The following is a 19,189-nucleotide window of genomic DNA, read 5'->3' as shown; positions in this document are numbered from 1 at the left end:
AATTTTTCACCTTGCATTTTGTTAATCATGGGTTACACCTATGTTAGCGTGGGTGCAGCTGTTTGCTTTTTGATAACAAGATGCCGCCAAGGCACCGGATGCAAACAGAAAAATATAACTTAAAATCAATGAAGTGGAGTATTTAAGTTGAACAAGAACACGGAAAATCAAACGAACAATATAGCGCGTCTCTCTCCCCTGGCGGCCAGCATTGCCGCCCTGTGTCTGGGCGCTTCCTTTCAGGTGTTGGCCGCAGACGATGCGCCCCAGGCGACCGGGCAGAAGAAGATAGAGGTCATCACCACCATAGGTACCAGGGTTAGTGGCCGGATGGCGACAGAATCACCGGCGCCGGTGGATATCATAGGCGAGGAGCAGCTGGCACAGAGCGGCGCCACCGAACTTGGCCGGGCGCTGCAGATTGCCGCCCCGTCATTCAACTTCTCCAGCACCACGGTCAGCGACGGCAGCGACATCATACGTCCGGCCACCCTGAGGGGGCTGGGGCCGGATCAGGTGTTGGTGCTGGTCAACGGCAAGCGCCGCCATCAACAAGCCCTGGTCAATACCCAGGAAACCGTGGGCAAGGGCTCGGCGGGTTACGATATCAACGCCATCCCCTTGAGTGCGGTCAAAAGGGTCGAGGTACTGCGTGACGGCGCCGCCGCCCAGTATGGCTCGGATGCCATTGCCGGGGTGATCAACATAGTGCTGAAGGACTCGAGCGAGGCGGGCAGCCTGCGGGTGGAAGCCGGTCAGACCTACGAGGGCGACGGTGAAAACCTGGTGCTGGCGGCGAACAAGGGCTTCGCCCTGGGCGATGCCGGCTTCATCAACCTGAGCCTGGAGTACAGGGACAGGGGCGAGACCAACAGGGCGGGGCCGGCGACGCTGGAACTGACCGGCGGCAATCTCATCGGCAAGTGGTGGGATGAGAACGATCAGAGCGTGGTGCGCCTGCACATAGGGGATGCCGAGTCCAAAAACCTCTATGCCTGGGTCAACGGCGGCTACGATCTCAGCGATACCACTGAGCTGTACTTCTTCGGCGGCTATTCCAGCCGTGACGGCGAGTCGGCCGGTTTCTTCCGTGGCCCGGGCAGCGACAGGACTATTCCCGAGCTCTATCCCAAGGGCTTCCTGCCGCAACTCAGCACCAATGTCGACGATACCTCGGCGGCGGCAGGCCTGCGCGGCGATCTGAACGAAGACTGGAAATGGGACGTGGGCGCCGTCTGGGGCCGCAGCGAGTTCTCCTTCAACTCCAATAATTCGGCCAACGTCAGCTGGTACTACGAGCCCAAGCCGGACAACAGCGGCATCTATGGCGAGACACCGACCTCGGCCCACGACGGCACACTGATCTTCGAGCAGACCACGGTCAACGCCGACATCAACGGCAGTGTGGACTGGGGCGCCAACCTCGAGCCTCTGTATCTGGCCTTCGGCCTGGAACTGCGCCAGGATGCCTACCAGATAGTGGCGGGCGATCCCTGGTCCTACAGCTATGGCCGCAACAACGGCACGACCCCGATACTGCACAGCGACACGGGCACCCCAGTGATGGCGGGCATTCAGGGCTTTCCTGGATTCGGCCCCAAACAGGCGGTGGATAAGGACAGGAGCAGCTATGCCCTGTATGCCGATGCCGAGACCAATCTGACCGACGAACTCCTGGTCGGCGCCGCGGTGCGCTACGAGCACTACCAGGTGGCGGGTGACAACGTCTCCGGCAAGCTGTCGGGCCGTTACGAGTTCAACGACAGCTTCTCCATCCGGGGCACAGTATCTTCCGGCTTCCGGGCCCCTGGCGTGCAGCAGATCAACTACAGCCAGGTGCTGACCAATCTGGTCAATGGCGAGCTGGTTGAGACTGGCACTGTTGCCAACTCCAGCCCTGTGGCCGCCGAGTTCGGCATCGAAGATCTGGACGTGGAAACCTCGCTCAGCTACAGCATAGGCATGGTGGCCGAGCCCATAGACGATCTGAAGCTGTCTCTGGATATCTTCCAGATAGACATAGACGACAGGATAGTGATCTCAGATCCCCTGACCGCCGACATAGGCCCAGAGGTGGCGGCGGCACTGGCGGCCAACCGCCTTGGGGCGGCGCAGTTCTTCACCAACTCGGTGGACACCCGCACCCGCGGCCTGGATCTGGTGGCCACCTATGATATATCGCTGGATCACGGCGCCGATCTCAAACTGGCGGCGGCACTGAGTCTGGTGGATAACGAGGTCAAGGCGATCCATTCCCAGTCGTCCATCATTCCGGCTGAGACCCTGTTCGGCGATGTGCAGAAGCTGCGTTTGGAAGAGGGCCAGCCGGGCGAGAAGCTCAACCTGTCGGCCATCTATCAGCTGAGCGACTGGGAAGTGGCGCTGAACAACACTTACTATGGTGAAGTGTCCGGTCAGGCCTTCGGTCCCAAGAAGACCTGGAGCGGCAAGTGGCTGACTGACCTGTCTGTGAGCTATCAGGCGACCGATGAGCTGAGATTGACCATCGGCGGCACCAACATCTTCGACGTCTATCCGGACAAGTGGGGTGAGGAAGGCAACGTCTACAGTCAGGCAGGTTTCACCTATGGCTGGGAAACCTTGCCCTTTGGCATCAACGGCGGCGCCTACTACGCCAGGGCGGTCTACAACTTCTAATCTGACCCAGATTAGCATCTGTGACCCAAGTGTCGGTCTCAAAAAAAACCGCAGTCTGACTGCGGTTTTTTATTGGGCCATTGGCAAAGTTCAACTTGGCTATAAGCTGGGAATGGTCGTTTTGTAGGGAAATCCAATGTTAAATTGGAAGCGCGTTTACAGGCACAAGTACGCTTTTTGGCACCCGCGCCTCTGGCCCTGCATCTGTAACGCTGTTGTGAGTTGTGAATGCTCAGCCTACTGTTGCCTCGCTTGCCGGTATTTCTGTTAACGTCCTTCGGCCGCTTCGATGGGGAGATCTGTCTCTTCGAGTGGAGTGTATTGGTTCGAAAGCATTATGCCTGACCCAACACTTGCTTCTGAAATAACGAGATCTCGTTATTTGTGCAAACGCGCATCCGCGTTTAGCCTGAGAGTTTAGCGCGAGTTCGACATGTAATGTTTTACCTAACAGCGGCTTGTGTTAGTCTTGGCGTCATTGTACATATGTACATGCGTACTATTAAAATGTTAGCCAAAATGATATCCGAATATGCAGCAAGTTGAGTTTGTGTTAGGTTTGACCTCATGTATTTTTGAGTTGTAAAAGGTTGATATGGATTGTTTTGGTGATGAAGCCAGAGAGAGAATGGTAAGACGGTACAATATAACAGCTATTGCACATGTTAAACTTCTTAATAATCAGCGAAAGCATAGCTGTACAGGCCGTGTTTTGACAGATAGCTACTATTGCTTCGAATATAAGGGGGAAAAAGACACTCAAGATGTAGGCGCTTTTTACTGTGGAGAACCAACCGCTAAGAAATTTTTAGCTCTCACAGGTGGCGATGATGTCCCATTATTTAATCCATTAAAGTCAGACTCATCGAGTGTAAGTAGTAACTCATCACATTCAGGTAATACAACGCGTAAAGTTGACCCTGCAACAAAACAACTTCTGAATGCAATCAATTTGCTTGTTGTTTGTTGGGATACTGCTCCATATGGAAAGCTTGCAAAAATAAAGCAAGATCGCACTAAATATTCGTATAGACCACCGTTTGATAATGAAGTTGAGTATGTAAATTTGGTCATAGGGTATGATCATCAAGGACGTAATCTTCAGCAAATGATAGACAGATTGCGATTGGACAATCCCAGTCTAAAAAATTATGACTTTGGTCTTTTAAATGCAGTTCTTAAGAGTGCGGACATTGAGTCAAATTTTGGCTAACAAACTGTTTAAGAGTGATTCGCAACGCGTGGCATTTATGCGTTGCGTTTAGTGTTTAAGGTGTTATGCGGTGGCATCGGTATTGCGTTGCTCACACCTTAACAGGGCGTTAACCTTCAAGGAGGAGCATGGAACTTCCAAAGTTTAAATATCACTCTGATCCGCTTAAATCTGGTTCGATAATAGAATCTGATGAAGTATGTTTATGTTGTGGAGAGGCAAGAGGATACATATATGGTGGACTACCTTATTCTGAAGAAGAGCTAGAAAACTCTATATGTCCGTGGTGCATTGCTAGCGGTGGAGCTCATAAAAATTTTGACGCAGACTTTACTGATTATGATGGTATTGGTGGATATGGTGACTGGGACGATGTAGCATCTTCGATAAAAGAAGAAATAACATTCCGTACTCCTGGGTTTACCGGATGGCAGCAAGAGAAATGGTGGACTCACTGCAATGATGGTGCGGATTATCTGGGCTGTGCAGGTTTTAATGAAATCAAAGAATACGATCTAGAGTTAGAAGCATATTTGAAACAAGAAGCTACAAAAACTTATGGCCTGAAAGATGACCAATGGGAAAAGTTTTTTCAGGCACTAGATGCTGATGGGTCACCAACGGCTTACATTTTTAAATGTATTCATTGTGGCAAACATGGTGGGTACATAGACTTTGATTAACGTGAAGGCTAACAATCCGTTTAAGTCACTCGCTGCGCTTGCTGGAATATAAACACGTGGGCTGGCTCGCTTTGCTCGGAATTTTAGCTCACGTATTTGTGCCCCTTAGCGGGGTGCTGGAGGGGCCCCTCATAATTTTGGCATGCCTCCGGCATGAACTCGCTTGATATATTCCAGTATTGCCCAACGAGAAGTTGACTCTTTAATCTGGTACTGAAGGCTCCGCCGGATTTCTTTCCCAGGCCGGACGATCGATAACACAGCCCTGTTTCGTATCGTGTTGGCCTGAAATTGCCGCTGCCACCCCAGATGTGTCGTTACGATACCAAGGCGAAAGTCAGAGACATCCAAAACTCTTTTCAAACTCAATATCACCAACTTGGCTGCGGATGACACCCATCCCCATCGAAGCGGCCGAAGGGCATTGGCGTCAATGGCGTGGCGAGGCATGGATGCCGAAGCAACGTCAGTCGAATCAGGGATGAGCGTCTGACGCGATAGCCAATTGGCGTCATAAGCCCGAGGGGCTGTCCGCTTCGTCGGGGCGTCAAGGTGGATGCAAGGAGGACAGGACGAGCAGTCCTCCTTGCCCGGGTGTGGGCGGGATGCCCACGACTTTACGCTCTTCTCAAACGACGTGAGGGTCTGAACAGGCATGCCATTTATTGGCTAAGCCTGTACCAAATAAAAAAGCAGGCCTGTCAGGTCTGCTTTCTATTTTTTTTGGGGGAAGGGGACGATTTTTGGCCCTTACCAGAGCTGTACTCTGTCCTCGGGTGCCAGGTACATGCCGTCGCCGGGTTTGACGTCGAAGGCTTGCTGGAACTCGGTCAGGTTGCGGTAGACGCCATTGACCCTGTATTGCAGCGGTGAATGGGGATCCGAGGCCAGGCGGCTGACCGTGGTCTCGCGCTTGTACTTGCCCTTGCGCGACATGGCATAGCCGATGAAGAAACGCTGCGGCCCGGTAAAGCCGTTGATCACCGGCGCTTCCTTGCCCTTGAGGCTGCGGATATAGGCGCGGTAGGCCATGGTGACCCCGGACAGATCCCCTATGTTCTCACCCAGGGTGAGTTCGCCGTTGACCGTCATGCCTTCTATGGGGGAGAACTGGTTATATTGCTCGACCAGGCGCCGGGTGCGGGCCTCGAAGGCGGCTCTGTCGGCCTTGGTCCACCAGTCGTGCAGGTTGCCCTGGCCATCGTATTTGCTGCCGCTGTCGTCGAAACCATGGCTGATCTCATGGCCTATCACCCCGCCTATGGCACCATAGTTGATGGCATCGTCGGCATCGAGCTGGAAGAAAGGTTGTTGCAGGCGCGCCGCCGGGAACACTATCTCGTTCTTGGTCGGGTCGTAATAGGCATTGACCGTCTGTGGCGTCATGAACCACTCGTTCTTGTCTATGGGGTTACCCAGCTTGTCGAGTTGGCGTTGATAGTCGAAGGCATGCACGCGCTGCATATTGCCCAAGTGATCGCCAGGGACTATGGTCAGTGCCGAATAGTCGCGCCAGACATCGGGATAGCCTATCTTGGTGGTGAACTGGGAGCGCTTGAGCTTGGCGGCCTTGCGGGTCGCTTCACTCATCCAATCCAGCTTGTCTATGCTGTCGTCGAATACCGCCAGCACGTTGTTGACCAGCTCTGTCATCTTTTCCTTGGCCTTGGCCGGGAAGCGTTGCTCGACATAGAGTTTGCCGACGGCCTCACCCAGTGCGCCATTGACCTTGCCGACACCGCGTTTCCAACGTGGCGTCTGCTCGCTCTGGCCCTGCAGCTTCTGCCCCATAAACTCGAAGGCTGTGCTGTCTATGGCCGCAGGCAGGTCGCCGGCGTAGCCCAGCACCAAGTGGAAGCTGAGGTAGTCTTGCCACACGGTCAAGGGCGTTTCGGCAATGAGTTTATCCAGGGCGCTGAAATAGCTGGGCTGGCCTATGATGACGCGGTTGACCTCATTCAAGCCCAATGCCGCCATCAGGGGCTGCCACTGCAGGTGTTGACCCAGTTGCGGCAACTCGCTGCGCTTGTAGGGGTTGTAGGTCTTCTCATCGTCCCGGTTCTCAACCTGCGACCACTGGTGTTCGGCGATCTTATGCTCGAGGCGATACACGGCATTGGCGCGCTCGAGTGTCATGCCGGCATCGGTAAAGCTCAGCATTTTTTGGATGAAGGCGGGGAGCTGCTCGCGAATGTTGGCGAAGTTCTGATTGTCTTTATCCAGGTAGTAATCTCGGTTCGGCAGGGTCAGGCCGCTCTGGTAGAAATACACTGCATATTGCGAAGAGTCTTTCAGATCCGGTGACACATACATGCCCAGCGGCGCTTCCTGTTGATCGCGGATCATCTGCGCGAACAGTTCAACCAAGCCGTCTTGCCCCTTGAGCGCGGCTATGGCTTGCAGTTCGCCCTCTAGCGGCGTCAGGCCCTTGGCTTCGATATTGGCTGTGTCCATCCAGCTGGCATAGGTATCGCCGACCTTCTGGGCTTCTGTGCCCGGCTTGGCCTTGCTGGCGGCGGCATGCTTGATGATCTCCAGCAGACTTTTTTCGGCATCTTCATAGACCTGGTGGTAGATGGTGTAGCCGGAGTAGATTTTCGGGATCTCGGTATTATCCAGCCAGCCGCCGTTGGCAAATTGATAGAAATCATCCTGGGGGCGCACCTTAGTATCGAGTGCCGCCATGTCGACACCCGACGCTTTGGCCTCGGTCGCTGCAGTGGATGCGCCTGTGGTCGAGGTTTGGGTACCACAAGCGCCGAGGGCCAGCAGCACGGCGCCGGCGAGCAGGTTTCTCTTGAGTATCATTTAAATCCGTCCTTGTTCTTGTTATTTATGGGGTAATGGCTGGAGAGCGTGGCATAGCGGCGGTCAGTTTAGCAAACTGCAATCGCTCCGAGAGCGAGTTTCATTAAATGTTACATTTTTGTGCCTGGATCTGCTGACTAACCTGAGCCTTGATGCCGAATCAAGCTCTCAATGAAAGGGCATTTTCATGTTACTTTATCGCTGCTTAGTCAGGGCCGTTCATTCACGAGGGAAAAAACCATGAAACATATGAGCCGGATGTTGATATCCATGGCGCTGTTATTCGGCCTGTATGGGCCTTTGGCTCTGGCCCAGGCGGGGAACGAGCCCTCGGTTGCCAAGGAGCACCCGGCCAAGCGCATCATAGCTCTGTCGCCCCATGGGGTGGAGATGCTCTACGCCATAGGGGCGGGTGACGCCATAGTTGCCACCACAGATCATGCAGATTATCCCGAGGCGGCCAGGCAGATCCCCCGCATCGGCGGTTACTACGGCATCCAGATAGAGAAGGTGATAGAGCTCAATCCGGATCTGGTGCTGGTGTGGGACTCGGGCAACAAGGTCGAAGACATAGCCCGGTTGCAAGCCCTGGGCTTCAAGCTGTATCACAGTAATCCCAAGACGCTGGAGGCCATAGCCCATGAGCTGCAGGACCTGGGTAAACTGGTGGGCCATGAGGCAGAGGCGAACCAAGTGGCCGGGGATTTTCTGGCCTCTTTGACGCAAATTCGGGCCCGGAACCAGGCCAAGCCCGAGGTATCTGTCTTCTACCAGCTCTGGTCCAGCCCCCTGATGACGGTGGCGAAGAACAGCTGGATCCAGCAGATCATCCAAGTCTGCCATGGGCGGAATGTGTTCTACCAGGCCGCCAGCGACTATCCCCAGGTCAGTTTGGAAAACGTCTTGTTGACCATGCCGCAGGTCATACTCCAGAGCCGGGATGAGGGTAATGTGCATGGCCTGGACTGGTCCAAGTGGCCGGAGATCCCGGCGGTAAAGGGCGGGCATATCTATCAACTCGACGCAGATCTGCTGCACAGGGCCGCGCCCAGGGCCCTGCAGGGGGTACGCTTGGTGTGTGATGCGCTGGATAAGGCCAGGGAGCCGGAGCTTGTAAATAAAAAGCCTGTAAATAAAGAGCTTGTAGATAAGAAGTCTGTAAATAAAGAGCCTGTACAGACGAGGCCAGGTATTTAATACTCAGAGCCTAAAGCCCGATGCAAAGGGCCTGGAATTGAACGCTGGAATCGTTTTTAAAAGGAATTGCCATGAATACCCTATTGATATCCCTGTTTGTCGCCATGCTATTGCCTTACCTGGCCAAGGGCCCGCTGGCCTGGGCCATGGCCAAAGCCGGCGGCTATGATAACGCTTATCCCAGGATCCAGGAGGCGAGCCTGACCGGCTTCGGCGCCCGGGCGCTGGCGGCGCATCAGAACGCCTTCGAATCCCTGCTGATCTTCGGTTTGGCCGTCTTGGCGGTGATCGCCACAGATAAGGTCAACGACACGGCCGCGACCCTGGCGCTGGTGCATATCGCCGCCCGCCTGGCGTACCACTGCTTGTATTTGCTCAATAAAGGCAGCCTGAGATCCCTGTCCTGGTTCATCGCCACCCTCGCCAGCTTCGGCATCTTCTGGCAGGTGTTTTAAAAACCTAAGTGGCACCCCAAAACTGGCACTGGCGTCACAGTGCAAAGCCCGCGGCAGCTGATGCGCTGCGCGGTGCTCGGCAGCCATAGGGTCCCAATTGGCACATTCTGACTGAGCAGTACGTGTTGCAGGTACAGAGATTCAGCATCCTGGAAAGTGTCCATACGGCCCGCGGACACTTTTACTCTTCCCCGGCCGAACAGCGGACACTTTCCCCGTGTCCGCGGACACTTATTCCCCTTGGCTCATCAAGATAAAAGTATATCTATATGAAATATAATGACAATTTAATATTGGCACACTCCCTGCTTTATAGCTTTCCATGGTGCACCCGGGCAGCGGGTGCGGACAGTTTCGATTAGACGATGATGATGCGGGAGAATAAAGGATGATCAAGGATACCAGTGGCCAGGACAAGGTGTTACAACCCGGCTTGAGGCGCAGGCTCAAGTTACCACTGCTGGTCGCCACCGCCACCGTGCTTGTCAGTGCCCTGGTGTGGGCCGGCCTGGATGGCGGCGATGTCAGCAAGTCAGTCGATGGCACCGAGCTGAAAGTGGCGACCCTGACCCGCGGCACCCTGGTGCGTGACATAGCCACCACGGGCAAGATAGTGGCCGCCAATGCGCCTATCCTCTACAGCACGGAGGAAGGCACTGTCACCCTGCTGAGTCAGCCGGGTGACAAGGTGGCCAAGGGGGACGTGTTGGCCAACATCGCCAGTCCCAAGCTGACCAGCAACCTGAGGCAACAACAGGCGGTGCTCGCCGGCCTGCAGGGCAGCCTGGAGCGGGCCAAGCTGGATGCCAGACGAGAGCAACTGCAGGCCAACAAGGCTCTGGACATGGCGCGGGTCGACATGGAGGCGGCGGACAGGGAGAGCCGTCGTGGTGAACAGCTGATCCAGGCCAGTCTGATCAGCAAGATAGATTATGAGAAGGGCAAGGACGAGCTGCATAAGGCCGAGTTGATGTTCAAGCACGCCGAGCAGGAAGCGGCGCTGATGAAAGATACCCTGAGCTTCGAGCTGAAAAACAAGGCGCTCGAGGTTGAGCGTCAGGCGCTGGTGGTGACCGAGCTGCAGCGGCAGGTGGCGGCGCTCGATGTCCAGGCCCCTGTGGATGGCATCATAGGCAACTGGCTGACGGAGCAGAAGGCACGCATCTCGGCCGGTCAGCCCATTTTGACCGTGGTGGATCTCAGTGCCTTTGAGGCCGAACTGGCGGTGCCCGAATCCTATGCCGATGAGCTGGGGCTGGGCATGGATGTGGAGCTGAGTTTCGGCGGCGAGACCCTGATGGGACAGCTGTCGTCCATCTCGCCGGAAGTGCGCAACCGCGAGGTGACGGCGCGGGTACGTTTCGCTCAGGACTCTGGGCTCAAGCTACGCCAGAACCAGCGGCTGTCGGCCCGGGTTCTGTTGGAGAATAGGCCGAACGTCTTGATGGTGAAACGCGGCGCCTTCGTCACCAGTGGTGGCGGCGAGTTGGCCTATGTGGTCAAGGGCGATGTCGCCAGCAGGACCAAGATCAAGTTGGGTGCCCGCAGCATGAGCGATGTCGAAGTGCTCGGCGGCGGCCAGGAAGGGGACGTGTGGGTGATATCCAGCCTGGAGGGCTTCGGTCAGGCGCAGCAGGTGAGGGTACGCTGATGTACAAGTCGGCTGAACAGTACCTGAGCGCCGCGGCATTAACGGCCAAGGCGGTGAAGCATAAGCTGCTGACCCTGGTGGTCCTGCTCATGTTGGCGGCCGGAATAGAAGTGGGTCTGTCCGAGTTCAACTCCTGGTTCTTGCTGAGTGTGAACCTGTTGGAATGGACTCAGGGCTCAGCCAGGCCCGAGGTTATCTGTGTGAGTCAGTTATTCCCCGAGCTGTTGCGGGAGTTACTGGCCAGTGTGTGGGATGTAATCTGCGGTTTGCTACGCAACGCGCCTAAATAAATTAAAAGGAAAATTACTATGTTATCTATGAGAAATATCAGCAAAGTATTCAAGACGGATCTGGTCGAGACCCATGCACTGCGCGACTTTAATCTCGAGGTCAACGAAGGGGAATTTGTCGCAGTGACAGGTCCCTCTGGGTCGGGCAAGACCACCTTCCTCAACATAGCAGGCATGCTGGAAGGCTTCACCCACGGCGAATACCTGCTCGATGGTGTCGATGTCTCCAACCTGAGCGATAACAGGAGCGCCGCGGTACGCAACGAGAAGATAGGTTTCATCTTCCAGGGCTTCAATCTGATCCCGGATCTGAACTTGGCCGAAAACGTCGAAGTGCCGCTGCGCTATCGCGGCATCAAGGCCGCCGAGCGCAGGCGCAGGGTCGAGCAGGCACTGGAGCAGGTGGGACTGGGTGCCAGGATGAAGCATCTGCCGACCCAGCTGTCCGGTGGCCAGCAACAGAGGGTCGCCATTGCCCGCGCCCTGGCGGGGGAGCCCAGATTCCTGCTCGCCGACGAACCTACGGGTAACCTCGACAGCCTGATGGCGCGCCAGGTGATGGAGCTGCTGGAGAAGATCAACCAGGCAGGCACCACCATCATAATGGTGACCCATGACCCTGAACTGGCCCGCCGCGCCCAGCGCAATATCCAGATAGTCGATGGCCAGGTATGTGATTTCGCCGCTTCCGGTCTGGGTCGGCAGCAGGGGCTGCGCCAGGATCAAGAGCTGACCCCCCTTGCCGACCTGGCTGCCGATTTTGCCGCCAAAGCCAAAGCCAGCGCCTGAGGAGATAGCTATGTTCTTATATTATGTGGATCTCGCCTGGCGCAGCATCAGGAAGACGCCTTTCTTGTCACTCCTCATGGTGCTGGCCATCTCCATCGGCATAGGCATCACCATCACCACGCTCAATGTCTACAAGATGATGGCGTTCAATCCGGCCGGAGAGCGCTCTAACCAGCTCAATGCGGTGCAGCTCTGGAGTCAGGGGCCGGATTCCTGGGAAAGTTATAATTCCCTGGTGACCTATCAGGATGCGATGAATCTGCGCAGCAACACGCTGCCGTCACACCAGGCCGCCATGTTCCGCAGCGGCATGGCGGTGCAAACCGACGATCCGGAATTTGTGCCTGTATTGAAAGGCATTCGAGTGACCGACAGCGATTTTTTCCAGTTGTTTTCCGTGCCTTTTCTCTACGGCGGAGCCTGGGATAAGGTCGTCGATACCGAGCCTGCCTACCAGGTGGTGATAGGCGAGAAATTGAATCGCGAGTTGTTTGCCGGGCAAAACAGTGTCGGCAAGGTCATGTACCTCAATCGCAAACCTTATCAGGTGGTCGGGGTCATCAAGGAGTGGAACCCGCAGCCCAAATACTACGACCCAACCAATGGCGCCTTCAATGATACCGAGGAACTCTTCGTGCCCTTCTCGTTGACGCCGCTGGAAGAGTTTGATGTCTGGGGGAACACCTCTGGGTGGAAATTTGAACCCATGAACAGCTATGGCGATCGCTTCACCTCGGAGAAAGTCTGGTTGGAATACTGGGTTGAACTGCCGGACACAGAGCAGCATTCTGCCTATCTGACCTGGCTGACCCGCTATGTCGAGCAGCAGAAATTGCTCGGGCGTTTCACTGATACCAAGTTGCCCGGCGAATCAGTGCAACTCAGCGACGTTGCGGCCTGGCTGGAGTTAAACCATGTGGTGCCGGAAGACAACAAGATCTTGGTCGGCCTGAGTGCGCTGTTTCTGACCGTCTGTCTGGTGAATATCCTCGGCCTGTTGCTGACCAAGTTTCTCAAGCGGGCGCCCGAGGTCGGGGTGCGCCGTGCCATAGGGGCCAGCCGCGGGCAGATTTTCGCCCAGTACATGGTCGAAGTCGGCTTCATCGGCTTCCTGGGGGGCGGCGTGGGTCTGATCTGGGCCTGGGGTGCACTGCAGCTGTTGGCGGCGCGTTTCGAGGTGACCGAGGGGCTGACACGGCTGGATCTCAGCATGTGGTTCATCACGCCCATGATCGCCATCAGCACCGCCGTCATTGCCGGCCTCTATCCCGCCTGGGTGGTGTGCCGCACCAAGCCAAGCGTTTACCTGAAAAGCCAATAAGGGACTGACCATGTTGCATATCAAACCTATCTTGAGCAGCCTGCTGCGCAGCAAAAGCGGTCCGCTGTTGCTGCTTATTCAAATCATATTGTCTGTGGCCATAGTGGCCAACGCCAGCTTCATCATCCATGAGCGCCTGGTGCTGATGCAGCGCCCTTCGGGGATAGCCGAGGAAGAGATCCTGAGTTTCAGGACATATAACTTCGATCCGGCGATGGATAAAGTCCAGCAGAACAAACTGGATCAGCGGATCCTGCAGGGGTTGCCCAATGTCATAGATGCCACCTCGACCAATATGTTGCCCCTCAGTGGCGGCGGTTGGTCCAGCACCCTCAATCTCGGCCCGGATCCCGATACGACAAAGTCGACACCTCAGTTTGCCATGTACCTGGGCACAGATCATACCCTTAACACCTTGAGGCTTAAGCTGGTGGAAGGGCGCAATTTCTATGCCGATGAAATCACAGAACACTTGAATAGCAGCAGCAAGTTGGCGATCGTGTCACAGGCACTGGCCAAGGCTTCCTGGCCGGATGAGTCGGCGCTGGGCAAGGTGCTCTATGAGGGGGACTCCCAGATCACTGTCATAGGTGTGGTCGAGAAACTGCAGGGGGCCTGGGTCGACAGTGCCGACTTGGAAAACAGCATCATTCAGAACGTAGACTATGCGGGTTTCTCCTACCTGGTGCGTGCCAAGCCGCAACATCATGCCGAGCTCAAGGAGGCGATTGTGGCGGCGCTGCTGAAGGAAAACCCCAATCGCGTCATCAATCACTTCGAAACCATTGGCGAGCTTAAGGCCAGCTCCTATCGCGACCACGAGCTGATGGTGGCTGTGCTGTCCATGATGGTGGTCCTGCTGCTGCTCATCACCTCACTGGGGCTGACCGGCATGGTGATGTTCAATATCCAGCGCCGCACCAAGCAGATAGGCACCCGCAGGGCCTTGGGGGCGAAGAAGCGCGACATCATGAGTTATTTCCTGGTGGAGAATTACCTCATCTGCCTCGCCGGCGGCATCCTTGGGGCCCTGCTGGCGGTGCTGCTGGGCCAGCAGCTGATGAAGTTCTACAGCCTGCCCAAGCTGGAGCTCATCTATCCGCTGTTGACCCTGGCGGGACTCTTGTTGGTGACCACTATGGCGGTATTTTTCCCCGCCAGGAAGGCCGCCGATATCTCACCTGCGCTCGCCACCCGCAGCGTCTGACCCGGCACTCGAGCAGGATAGGATTAGAAATCTGTCCTGCTTTAGGTTAAGTTGTTATTAAATTGGCTATTTTCATATAAGAATCAGAACTCAAGACTATGGATACCCTACTCGTCGTCGATGATAATCCGGCCATTTGCAGTGCGCTGGCACTCATGCTGGAACTCCACGGTTATCGGACCTTGTGTCGCAATACGCCGGAAGCCGCCTTGGCATTGTTGTCACAACAGGACATCTCGCTGGTGATCCAGGACATGAACTTCACCCGAGACACCACTTCGGGGGAGGAGGGCAAGAGCCTCTTCTATGCCCTGCGTGAGGCGCAACCCGACATCCCCATCATACTGATGACGGCCTGGACCCAGTTGGAAACCGCGGTGGAGCTGGTCAAGGCCGGCGCCGCCGATTACATGGGTAAACCCTGGGATGATGCCAAGCTGCTCAACAGCATCAATAACTTGGTTTCCCTGTATAAGCTGTCCAGCGCCAACAACCGCCTGGAGCGGGTCGAGACCCAGAGAATGGCGGCGATAGTGGGTGCGGATCTCTGCGGCCTGGTGTTTGCCAGCGGCGCCATGCAGCGCTGTGTCGATCTGGCGCTGCAGCTGGCAAAATCCGATGTGTCCGTGTTGATCACCGGCCCCAACGGCGCCGGCAAGGACAAGTTGGCCGACATAATACACGCCAACTCGTCACTCAGGGACAAGCCCTTCATCAAGGTCAATGTCGGCGCGTTGCCGATGGAGTTGCTCGAAGCCGAGTTGTTCGGTGCCGAGGCGGGGGCCTTCACGGGCGCCACCAAGGCGAGGTTGGGGCGCTTCGAAGCTGCCGACGGCGGCACCCTGTTCCTGGATGAGATAGGTAACCTGCCGCTGTCCGGTCAGGTCAAGTTGCTGCGGGTGTTGCAGACCGGCGAATTCGAGCGTCTGGGCAGCCATCAGACCCGCAAGGTCAAGGTACGGGTGCTCAGCGCCACCAATGCGGATCTGGCGGACGACATAGCCAAGGGCCGCTTTCGGGAGGATCTCTTCTATCGCCTCAATGTGATCGAACTGGCCCTGGTACCGCTCAATCAACGCAAGGACGATATTCTGCCCTTGGTGCAGCACTTCATCGGCCCCAAGTTCACTCTGGATAAGCAGGCCAAGCAGGCCCTGTTGGCCCATCCCTGGCCGGGAAACGTGCGTGAACTGGAAAATGCCTGCAAACGCGCCGTGTTGCTGGCACAGGCCAGGCTGTTAACCGCCGCCGACTTTGGTCTGGCACTCGCCAATGGCGCGCCGCCAGCCGTCAATGCCCCAGTCCAGGCGGCCGCTGGTTCTGCGGCCGCGCCCCAGCCCGTCCCGACATCGGCGCATCCGGCCGAGGACATCAGCAAGCACGCCATAGAGCTGGCTTTGGCCGAGCATAAGGGGGTGATCGCCAGGGTGGCCAAGTCGCTTGGACTCAGTCGCCAGGCCTTGTACCGGCGGATGGAAAAGTTCGGCATAGGGAGCTGAGGCTGAGTCAGGCATTAAGCCCATGTATTAAGGAAGTATCTGTGTCACTGAGAACCAAGTTAATCGCTTTTTCCATGTTAGCCTGCATCCTGGGGTTCGGACTCGCCTATGGGGTGCAGTTGTGGCTGGGGACGGGTTTTTTCTGGCTGGCCGGCCTGCTCTCCCTGACGCTGGCCTGGGGCTGTGGCCTGGTGCTGACCCGCAACCTGGCCAGGAGCCTGGCGGCGCTGGAGATAGGCCTGCTGAATTTCAAAGACAATGATTTCAGTGTCAGTATTCCCGTCAGCGGCGATCCCCAGCTGCAGGGGCTGGCGCGGCTGTTCAACGAGGCGGCCGATAAACTCAGGAAGGAGCGCCAATACATATATCAGCGGGAGCTGTTGCTGGACAAGGTGATCCAGAGTTCCCCCAACGTGATGTTGCTGCTGGACGATCGCCAGCGGGTGCTCTATGCCAACGATGCCGCCCGGCATCTATTTTACCAGGGCCAGAGGGTCGATGGTTTGATGCTGGATGAACTGCTGAGCGCAATGCCTGCCGAGCTGGTGGCCGCAGTGGCTCAGGGCAAGGACGGCCTGTTCGTGATGGGAGAGGATGAACCCGAGACCTGGCACCTGAGCCGCGGGCGCTTTCTGCTCAACAATCAGCGCCACCAGCTTATCCTGCTCAAGCAGCTCACCCGGGAGTTGAACCGCCAGGAGGTGGCCGTGTGGAAGAAGGTCATCCGCATCATCAGCCATGAGCTGAACAACTCTGTGGCGCCCATCGCCTCCATGGTCAATTCCGGCAAGCTGCTGACCCAGGACCTGGACGAGCCCAAACTCAGGCTGATCTTCGACACCATAGCCGACAGAACTCATCACCTGAGCCAGTTCATCTCAGATTATGCCAAGTTTGCCAGATTGCCGCTGCCCAAGCTGGAAGCCATCGATTGGTCCAAGCTCACGGGCCAGCTGGCGCAGCATTATCCCTTCAGCCTGGCGGCGCCCCTGCCCGAGGCGCCCGGGTTATGCGATCCTATTCAACTGGAGCAAGTGTTGCTCAACCTGCTCAAGAATGCCCATGAGTCCGGCTCGGCGCCGGAGGACATCAGCATGAGCATAGTCAGTGGCGAGCAGGGTGGCAGCAAGGGGGTGAGTATCCATGTCGATGACAGGGGCCCTGGGATGTCGGCCGAAGTGTTGGAGCAGGCGCTGCTGCCTTTCTATTCGACCAAGCAGGCCGGCACAGGCCTGGGACTGGCGCTGTGCCGGGAGATCATCGAAGCCCACGAAGGCCGCATCGGTCTGAGCAACCGTCAGGGCGGTGGCCTGAGCGTCAGTTGCTGGTTGCCCATGACCTGACGTCAGGCCTAAAGTGCAATGGCTCGCCAGAACAGTGCGAAGCTGGCCTGCCTGTGGCTCTCATCCTTGCCCAGTTGGGGGTTATCCAGGAAGAAGCGGCTGGCGGCGAGGTACTGGCCCTGGCAGTTTTCCAGCATCAGCGCCAGGGGATAATCGGCGATGAGTCCCTGGCGTTGCCCCTGACAGATGAGCTGGCCTATGAAGCCGAGTATGAGGTTCATCGCCTGTGCGCGCACCGGCGCGGCGATGGCGGGTGACATGGCATACTGCTGAAAGAAGGCCTGCTTCTGCGGGTGTTGCAACCCCCAGTCTATGGCGCTCTGCCATAACAGGTTGGCGGCTCGTTGCAGACTCATGCCCTGACTCTCCTCTGTCTGCGGTATCCCACTCGGCCCGGTGCCGCTGCGATAGCCGGCCAGGATGGCGTCGGCAAATTCCTGCTTTATCTCCAGAAACAGGCATTCCAGCAGGGCATCCTTGCTGGGAAAATGGTGAAACAGGGTGCCGGTGGCGACACCGGCATTCCTGGCTATCGAAGCCGTCGAGCTGGCATGAAACCCCTGCTCGACGAAGAGGCTGAGGGCACTGTCCAGAATCGCCCGGCGCTTGTCTGTCTGTGGCTTGCTTGTCGCCATCATCGCAGGAAGACCTTCATCAGCAGCCTTTGGATCCAGCCGCCATAGGGCGGATGCACCAGCTTACCCGTGTTCAACCTGCCGCGGCTGAGCACTGTCTTGGCGTGGCTGAAGGTCATGAAGCCTTCCCTGCCATGATAGTGGCCCATGCCGGAAGGGCCTATACCGCCGAAGGGGGCATCGTCGGCCGCCACATGGAATACAGTCTCATTGATGCAGACGCCACCGGAATGCGTCTGTTCCAGCACCTTTTGCTGGGTGTGGGCGTCGAAACTCATCAGGTATAAGGCCAGGGGGCGGGGATGGGCATTGACATAGGCCAGGGCCTCGTCGAGGGCGTCATAGGCCAGGATGGGCAGCAGCGGACCGAAGATCTCCTCCTGCATCAAGCGCATATCCTCAGTCACTCCGGTGATCAGCCGAGTCGCCAGCTTGCGTTGCGCCATGTCTATGTCTTCGTCTGTGGCGGGGATGATGTCGGCGCCCTTGGCCTCGGCATCCTCGAGCAGGGCCAGCAGGCGCTCGAACTGGCGCTGGTTGATGATGCAGCCATAGTCAGGGTTGTCGGTCACCTTGCCATAGAGGTCGGCGAACCTGGCCTTGTAGGCCTGCACCAGGGCTCCCACGCTCTCCCTGGGGCAGAGCACATAGTCGGGGGCGATACAGATCTGCCCGGCATTGAGGCACTTGCCATAGATGAGGCGCGTGGCCGCTTCGGCCAGTGGCATGTCGGGCGCTATGAGCACCGGCGACTTGCCGCCTAACTCCAGGGTCACAGGGGTTAGATTGGCGGCGGCGGCGCGCATCACCTGGCGACCGACGGTGGTGGAGCCGGTGAACAGCAGATGATCGAAGGGCAGGGCCGAGAAGGCGGCGGCGACCTCGGCCTCGCCTTCGATGACGGCCACCACAGACTCATCGAATACCTGGGCCAGCATGGCCTTGAGCACCTTGTTGGTGGCCGGGGTGAACTCGGACAGTTTCAGCATGGCCCTGTTGCCGGCGGCCAGCGCCGTGGTCAGCGGGCCTAGGGAGAGCATCACGGGGAAGTTCCACGGCACTATGATGCCGACGACGCCAAGGGGCTGGTAGTGAACCTTCACCCTGGCCGGCGCCAGCAGTATGCCGGCATGCCTGGCCGAGGGCTGCATCCAGCGCTTGAGGTGCTTCAGGGTGTAATTGAGATTGTTGATGCAGGGCAGAATATCCGCGATCAGGCTGTCATCGGCCGATCTCTGGCCATAATCCTGACTCAGGGCCTCGACCAGTTGCTGCCGATGTCCGAGCAGCGCGCTCTTGAGGCATTCGAGCCGTGAGCGTCGCTGCTCATAGCCTGGGGCCGGTTCGGCGTTGAAGCCGGCGCGCTGGTGGCGTAATACCTCTTCCAAAGACAGCTCCCTTATTCCCTCTGCGACCATATTCATGGTTTTCTCCTGATTG

The 19,189-nt window shown here is 57.0% G+C and carries 14 protein-coding genes and 1 pseudogene; 12 read left to right on the top strand and 3 right to left on the bottom strand.

What is annotated here, in order from left to right:
* The first annotated feature begins 147 nt into the window (after window positions 1-147).
* From LZP73_RS04370 to LZP73_RS04355, 3 genes are all read left to right on the top strand, one after another.
* On the top strand, window positions 148-2,658 hold the full coding sequence (locus LZP73_RS04370) for a TonB-dependent receptor plug domain-containing protein (protein ID WP_234233210.1): 2,511 nt from the start codon (window positions 148-150) through the stop codon (window positions 2,656-2,658).
* 595 nt (window positions 2,659-3,253) lie between these two features.
* The gene (locus LZP73_RS04365; protein ID WP_234233209.1) at window positions 3,254-3,871 is read left to right on the top strand and encodes a hypothetical protein; all 618 of its coding nucleotides are present in this window, start codon (window positions 3,254-3,256) and stop codon (window positions 3,869-3,871) included.
* A 128-nt stretch (window positions 3,872-3,999) separates the two neighbouring features.
* Window positions 4,000-4,554 (top strand): CbrC family protein, encoded by a 555-nt coding sequence (locus LZP73_RS04355; protein WP_234233208.1) that lies wholly within the window; start codon window positions 4,000-4,002, stop codon window positions 4,552-4,554.
* 750 nt (window positions 4,555-5,304) lie between these two features.
* Here LZP73_RS04355 and LZP73_RS04350 read toward each other — a convergent pair.
* Entirely contained in the window at window positions 5,305-7,362 is a 2,058-nt protein-coding gene (locus LZP73_RS04350) for a M13 family metallopeptidase (RefSeq protein WP_234233207.1), read from the bottom strand.
* A gap of 390 nt (window positions 7,363-7,752) precedes the next feature.
* On the opposite strand from LZP73_RS04350, the pseudogene LZP73_RS04345 reads away from it, so the two are divergent.
* The 9 genes and pseudogenes from LZP73_RS04345 to LZP73_RS04305 form a co-directional block, all read left to right on the top strand.
* Window positions 7,753-8,463, top strand: a pseudogene (locus LZP73_RS04345) (cobalamin-binding protein); the annotation flags it as partial.
* Window positions 8,464-8,630: 167 nt separating this feature from the next.
* Window positions 8,631-9,014: an MAPEG family protein gene (locus tag LZP73_RS04340; protein WP_234233206.1), complete on the top strand. Its 384-nt coding sequence runs from the start codon at window positions 8,631-8,633 to the stop codon at window positions 9,012-9,014.
* A 388-nt stretch (window positions 9,015-9,402) separates the two neighbouring features.
* Window positions 9,403-10,665 (top strand): efflux RND transporter periplasmic adaptor subunit, encoded by a 1,263-nt coding sequence (locus tag LZP73_RS04335; RefSeq protein ID WP_234233205.1) that lies wholly within the window; start codon window positions 9,403-9,405, stop codon window positions 10,663-10,665.
* The gene (locus LZP73_RS04330) at window positions 10,665-10,955 is read left to right on the top strand and encodes a hypothetical protein (protein WP_234233204.1); all 291 of its coding nucleotides are present in this window, start codon (window positions 10,665-10,667) and stop codon (window positions 10,953-10,955) included. The genes LZP73_RS04335 and LZP73_RS04330 overlap by 1 nt, the downstream gene beginning before the upstream one ends.
* A gap of 18 nt (window positions 10,956-10,973) precedes the next feature.
* A complete protein-coding gene (locus LZP73_RS04325) occupies window positions 10,974-11,744 on the top strand; it encodes an ABC transporter ATP-binding protein (protein WP_234233203.1) in 771 nt (256 codons plus the stop codon).
* Window positions 11,745-11,754: 10 nt separating this feature from the next.
* Complete coding sequence (locus LZP73_RS04320) at window positions 11,755-13,065, top strand: ABC transporter permease (protein WP_234233202.1); 1,311 nt, start codon at window positions 11,755-11,757, stop codon at window positions 13,063-13,065.
* A 10-nt stretch (window positions 13,066-13,075) separates the two neighbouring features.
* On the top strand, window positions 13,076-14,272 hold the full coding sequence (locus LZP73_RS04315) for an FtsX-like permease family protein (protein WP_234233201.1): 1,197 nt from the start codon (window positions 13,076-13,078) through the stop codon (window positions 14,270-14,272).
* A gap of 98 nt (window positions 14,273-14,370) precedes the next feature.
* Window positions 14,371-15,771, top strand: coding sequence for a sigma-54-dependent transcriptional regulator (locus LZP73_RS04310; protein WP_234233200.1), 1,401 nt, complete (start codon window positions 14,371-14,373; stop codon window positions 15,769-15,771).
* Window positions 15,772-15,845: 74 nt separating this feature from the next.
* Complete coding sequence (locus LZP73_RS04305; protein ID WP_234233344.1) at window positions 15,846-17,114, top strand: sensor histidine kinase; 1,269 nt, start codon at window positions 15,846-15,848, stop codon at window positions 17,112-17,114.
* Window positions 17,115-17,122: 8 nt separating this feature from the next.
* Here the strand turns inward: LZP73_RS04305 and LZP73_RS04300 are convergent, their stop codons facing one another.
* Window positions 17,123-17,752: a TetR/AcrR family transcriptional regulator gene (locus LZP73_RS04300; protein WP_234233199.1), complete on the bottom strand. Its 630-nt coding sequence runs from the start codon at window positions 17,750-17,752 to the stop codon at window positions 17,123-17,125.
* A complete protein-coding gene (locus tag LZP73_RS04295; RefSeq protein ID WP_234233198.1) occupies window positions 17,749-19,173 on the bottom strand; it encodes a coniferyl aldehyde dehydrogenase in 1,425 nt (474 codons plus the stop codon). The genes LZP73_RS04300 and LZP73_RS04295 overlap by 4 nt, the downstream gene beginning before the upstream one ends.
* Window positions 19,174-19,189 lie beyond the last annotated feature (16 nt).

Source organism: Shewanella sp. AS16 (genome assembly GCF_021412365.1).
GTDB classification, from domain to species: Bacteria; Pseudomonadota; Gammaproteobacteria; order Enterobacterales; family Shewanellaceae; genus Shewanella; species Shewanella salipaludis.
The sequence above is the reverse complement of the archived record's forward strand: the minus strand, read 5'-3'. Positions and strand labels throughout refer to the sequence as shown.

Bases quoted from the DNA above. Each gene is read 5' to 3' on its own strand.
- LZP73_RS04365 (WP_234233209.1), top strand. From the start codon at position 3,254: ATGGATTGTTTTGGTGATGAAGCCAGAGAGAGAATGGTAAGACGGTAC.
- LZP73_RS04355 (WP_234233208.1), top strand. From the start codon at position 4,000: ATGGAACTTCCAAAGTTTAAATATCACTCTGATCCGCTTAAATCTGGT.
- LZP73_RS04350 (WP_234233207.1), bottom strand. From the start codon at position 7,362: ATGATACTCAAGAGAAACCTGCTCGCCGGCGCCGTGCTGCTGGCCCTC.
- LZP73_RS04340 (WP_234233206.1), top strand. From the start codon at position 8,631: ATGAATACCCTATTGATATCCCTGTTTGTCGCCATGCTATTGCCTTAC.
- LZP73_RS04335 (WP_234233205.1), top strand. From the start codon at position 9,403: ATGATCAAGGATACCAGTGGCCAGGACAAGGTGTTACAACCCGGCTTG.
- LZP73_RS04330 (WP_234233204.1), top strand. From the start codon at position 10,665: ATGTACAAGTCGGCTGAACAGTACCTGAGCGCCGCGGCATTAACGGCC.
- LZP73_RS04325 (WP_234233203.1), top strand. From the start codon at position 10,974: ATGTTATCTATGAGAAATATCAGCAAAGTATTCAAGACGGATCTGGTC.
- LZP73_RS04320 (WP_234233202.1), top strand. From the start codon at position 11,755: ATGTTCTTATATTATGTGGATCTCGCCTGGCGCAGCATCAGGAAGACG.
- LZP73_RS04315 (WP_234233201.1), top strand. From the start codon at position 13,076: ATGTTGCATATCAAACCTATCTTGAGCAGCCTGCTGCGCAGCAAAAGC.
- LZP73_RS04310 (WP_234233200.1), top strand. From the start codon at position 14,371: ATGGATACCCTACTCGTCGTCGATGATAATCCGGCCATTTGCAGTGCG.
- LZP73_RS04305 (WP_234233344.1), top strand. From the start codon at position 15,846: ATGTTAGCCTGCATCCTGGGGTTCGGACTCGCCTATGGGGTGCAGTTG.
- LZP73_RS04300 (WP_234233199.1), bottom strand. From the start codon at position 17,752: ATGATGGCGACAAGCAAGCCACAGACAGACAAGCGCCGGGCGATTCTG.
- LZP73_RS04295 (WP_234233198.1), bottom strand. From the start codon at position 19,173: ATGAATATGGTCGCAGAGGGAATAAGGGAGCTGTCTTTGGAAGAGGTA.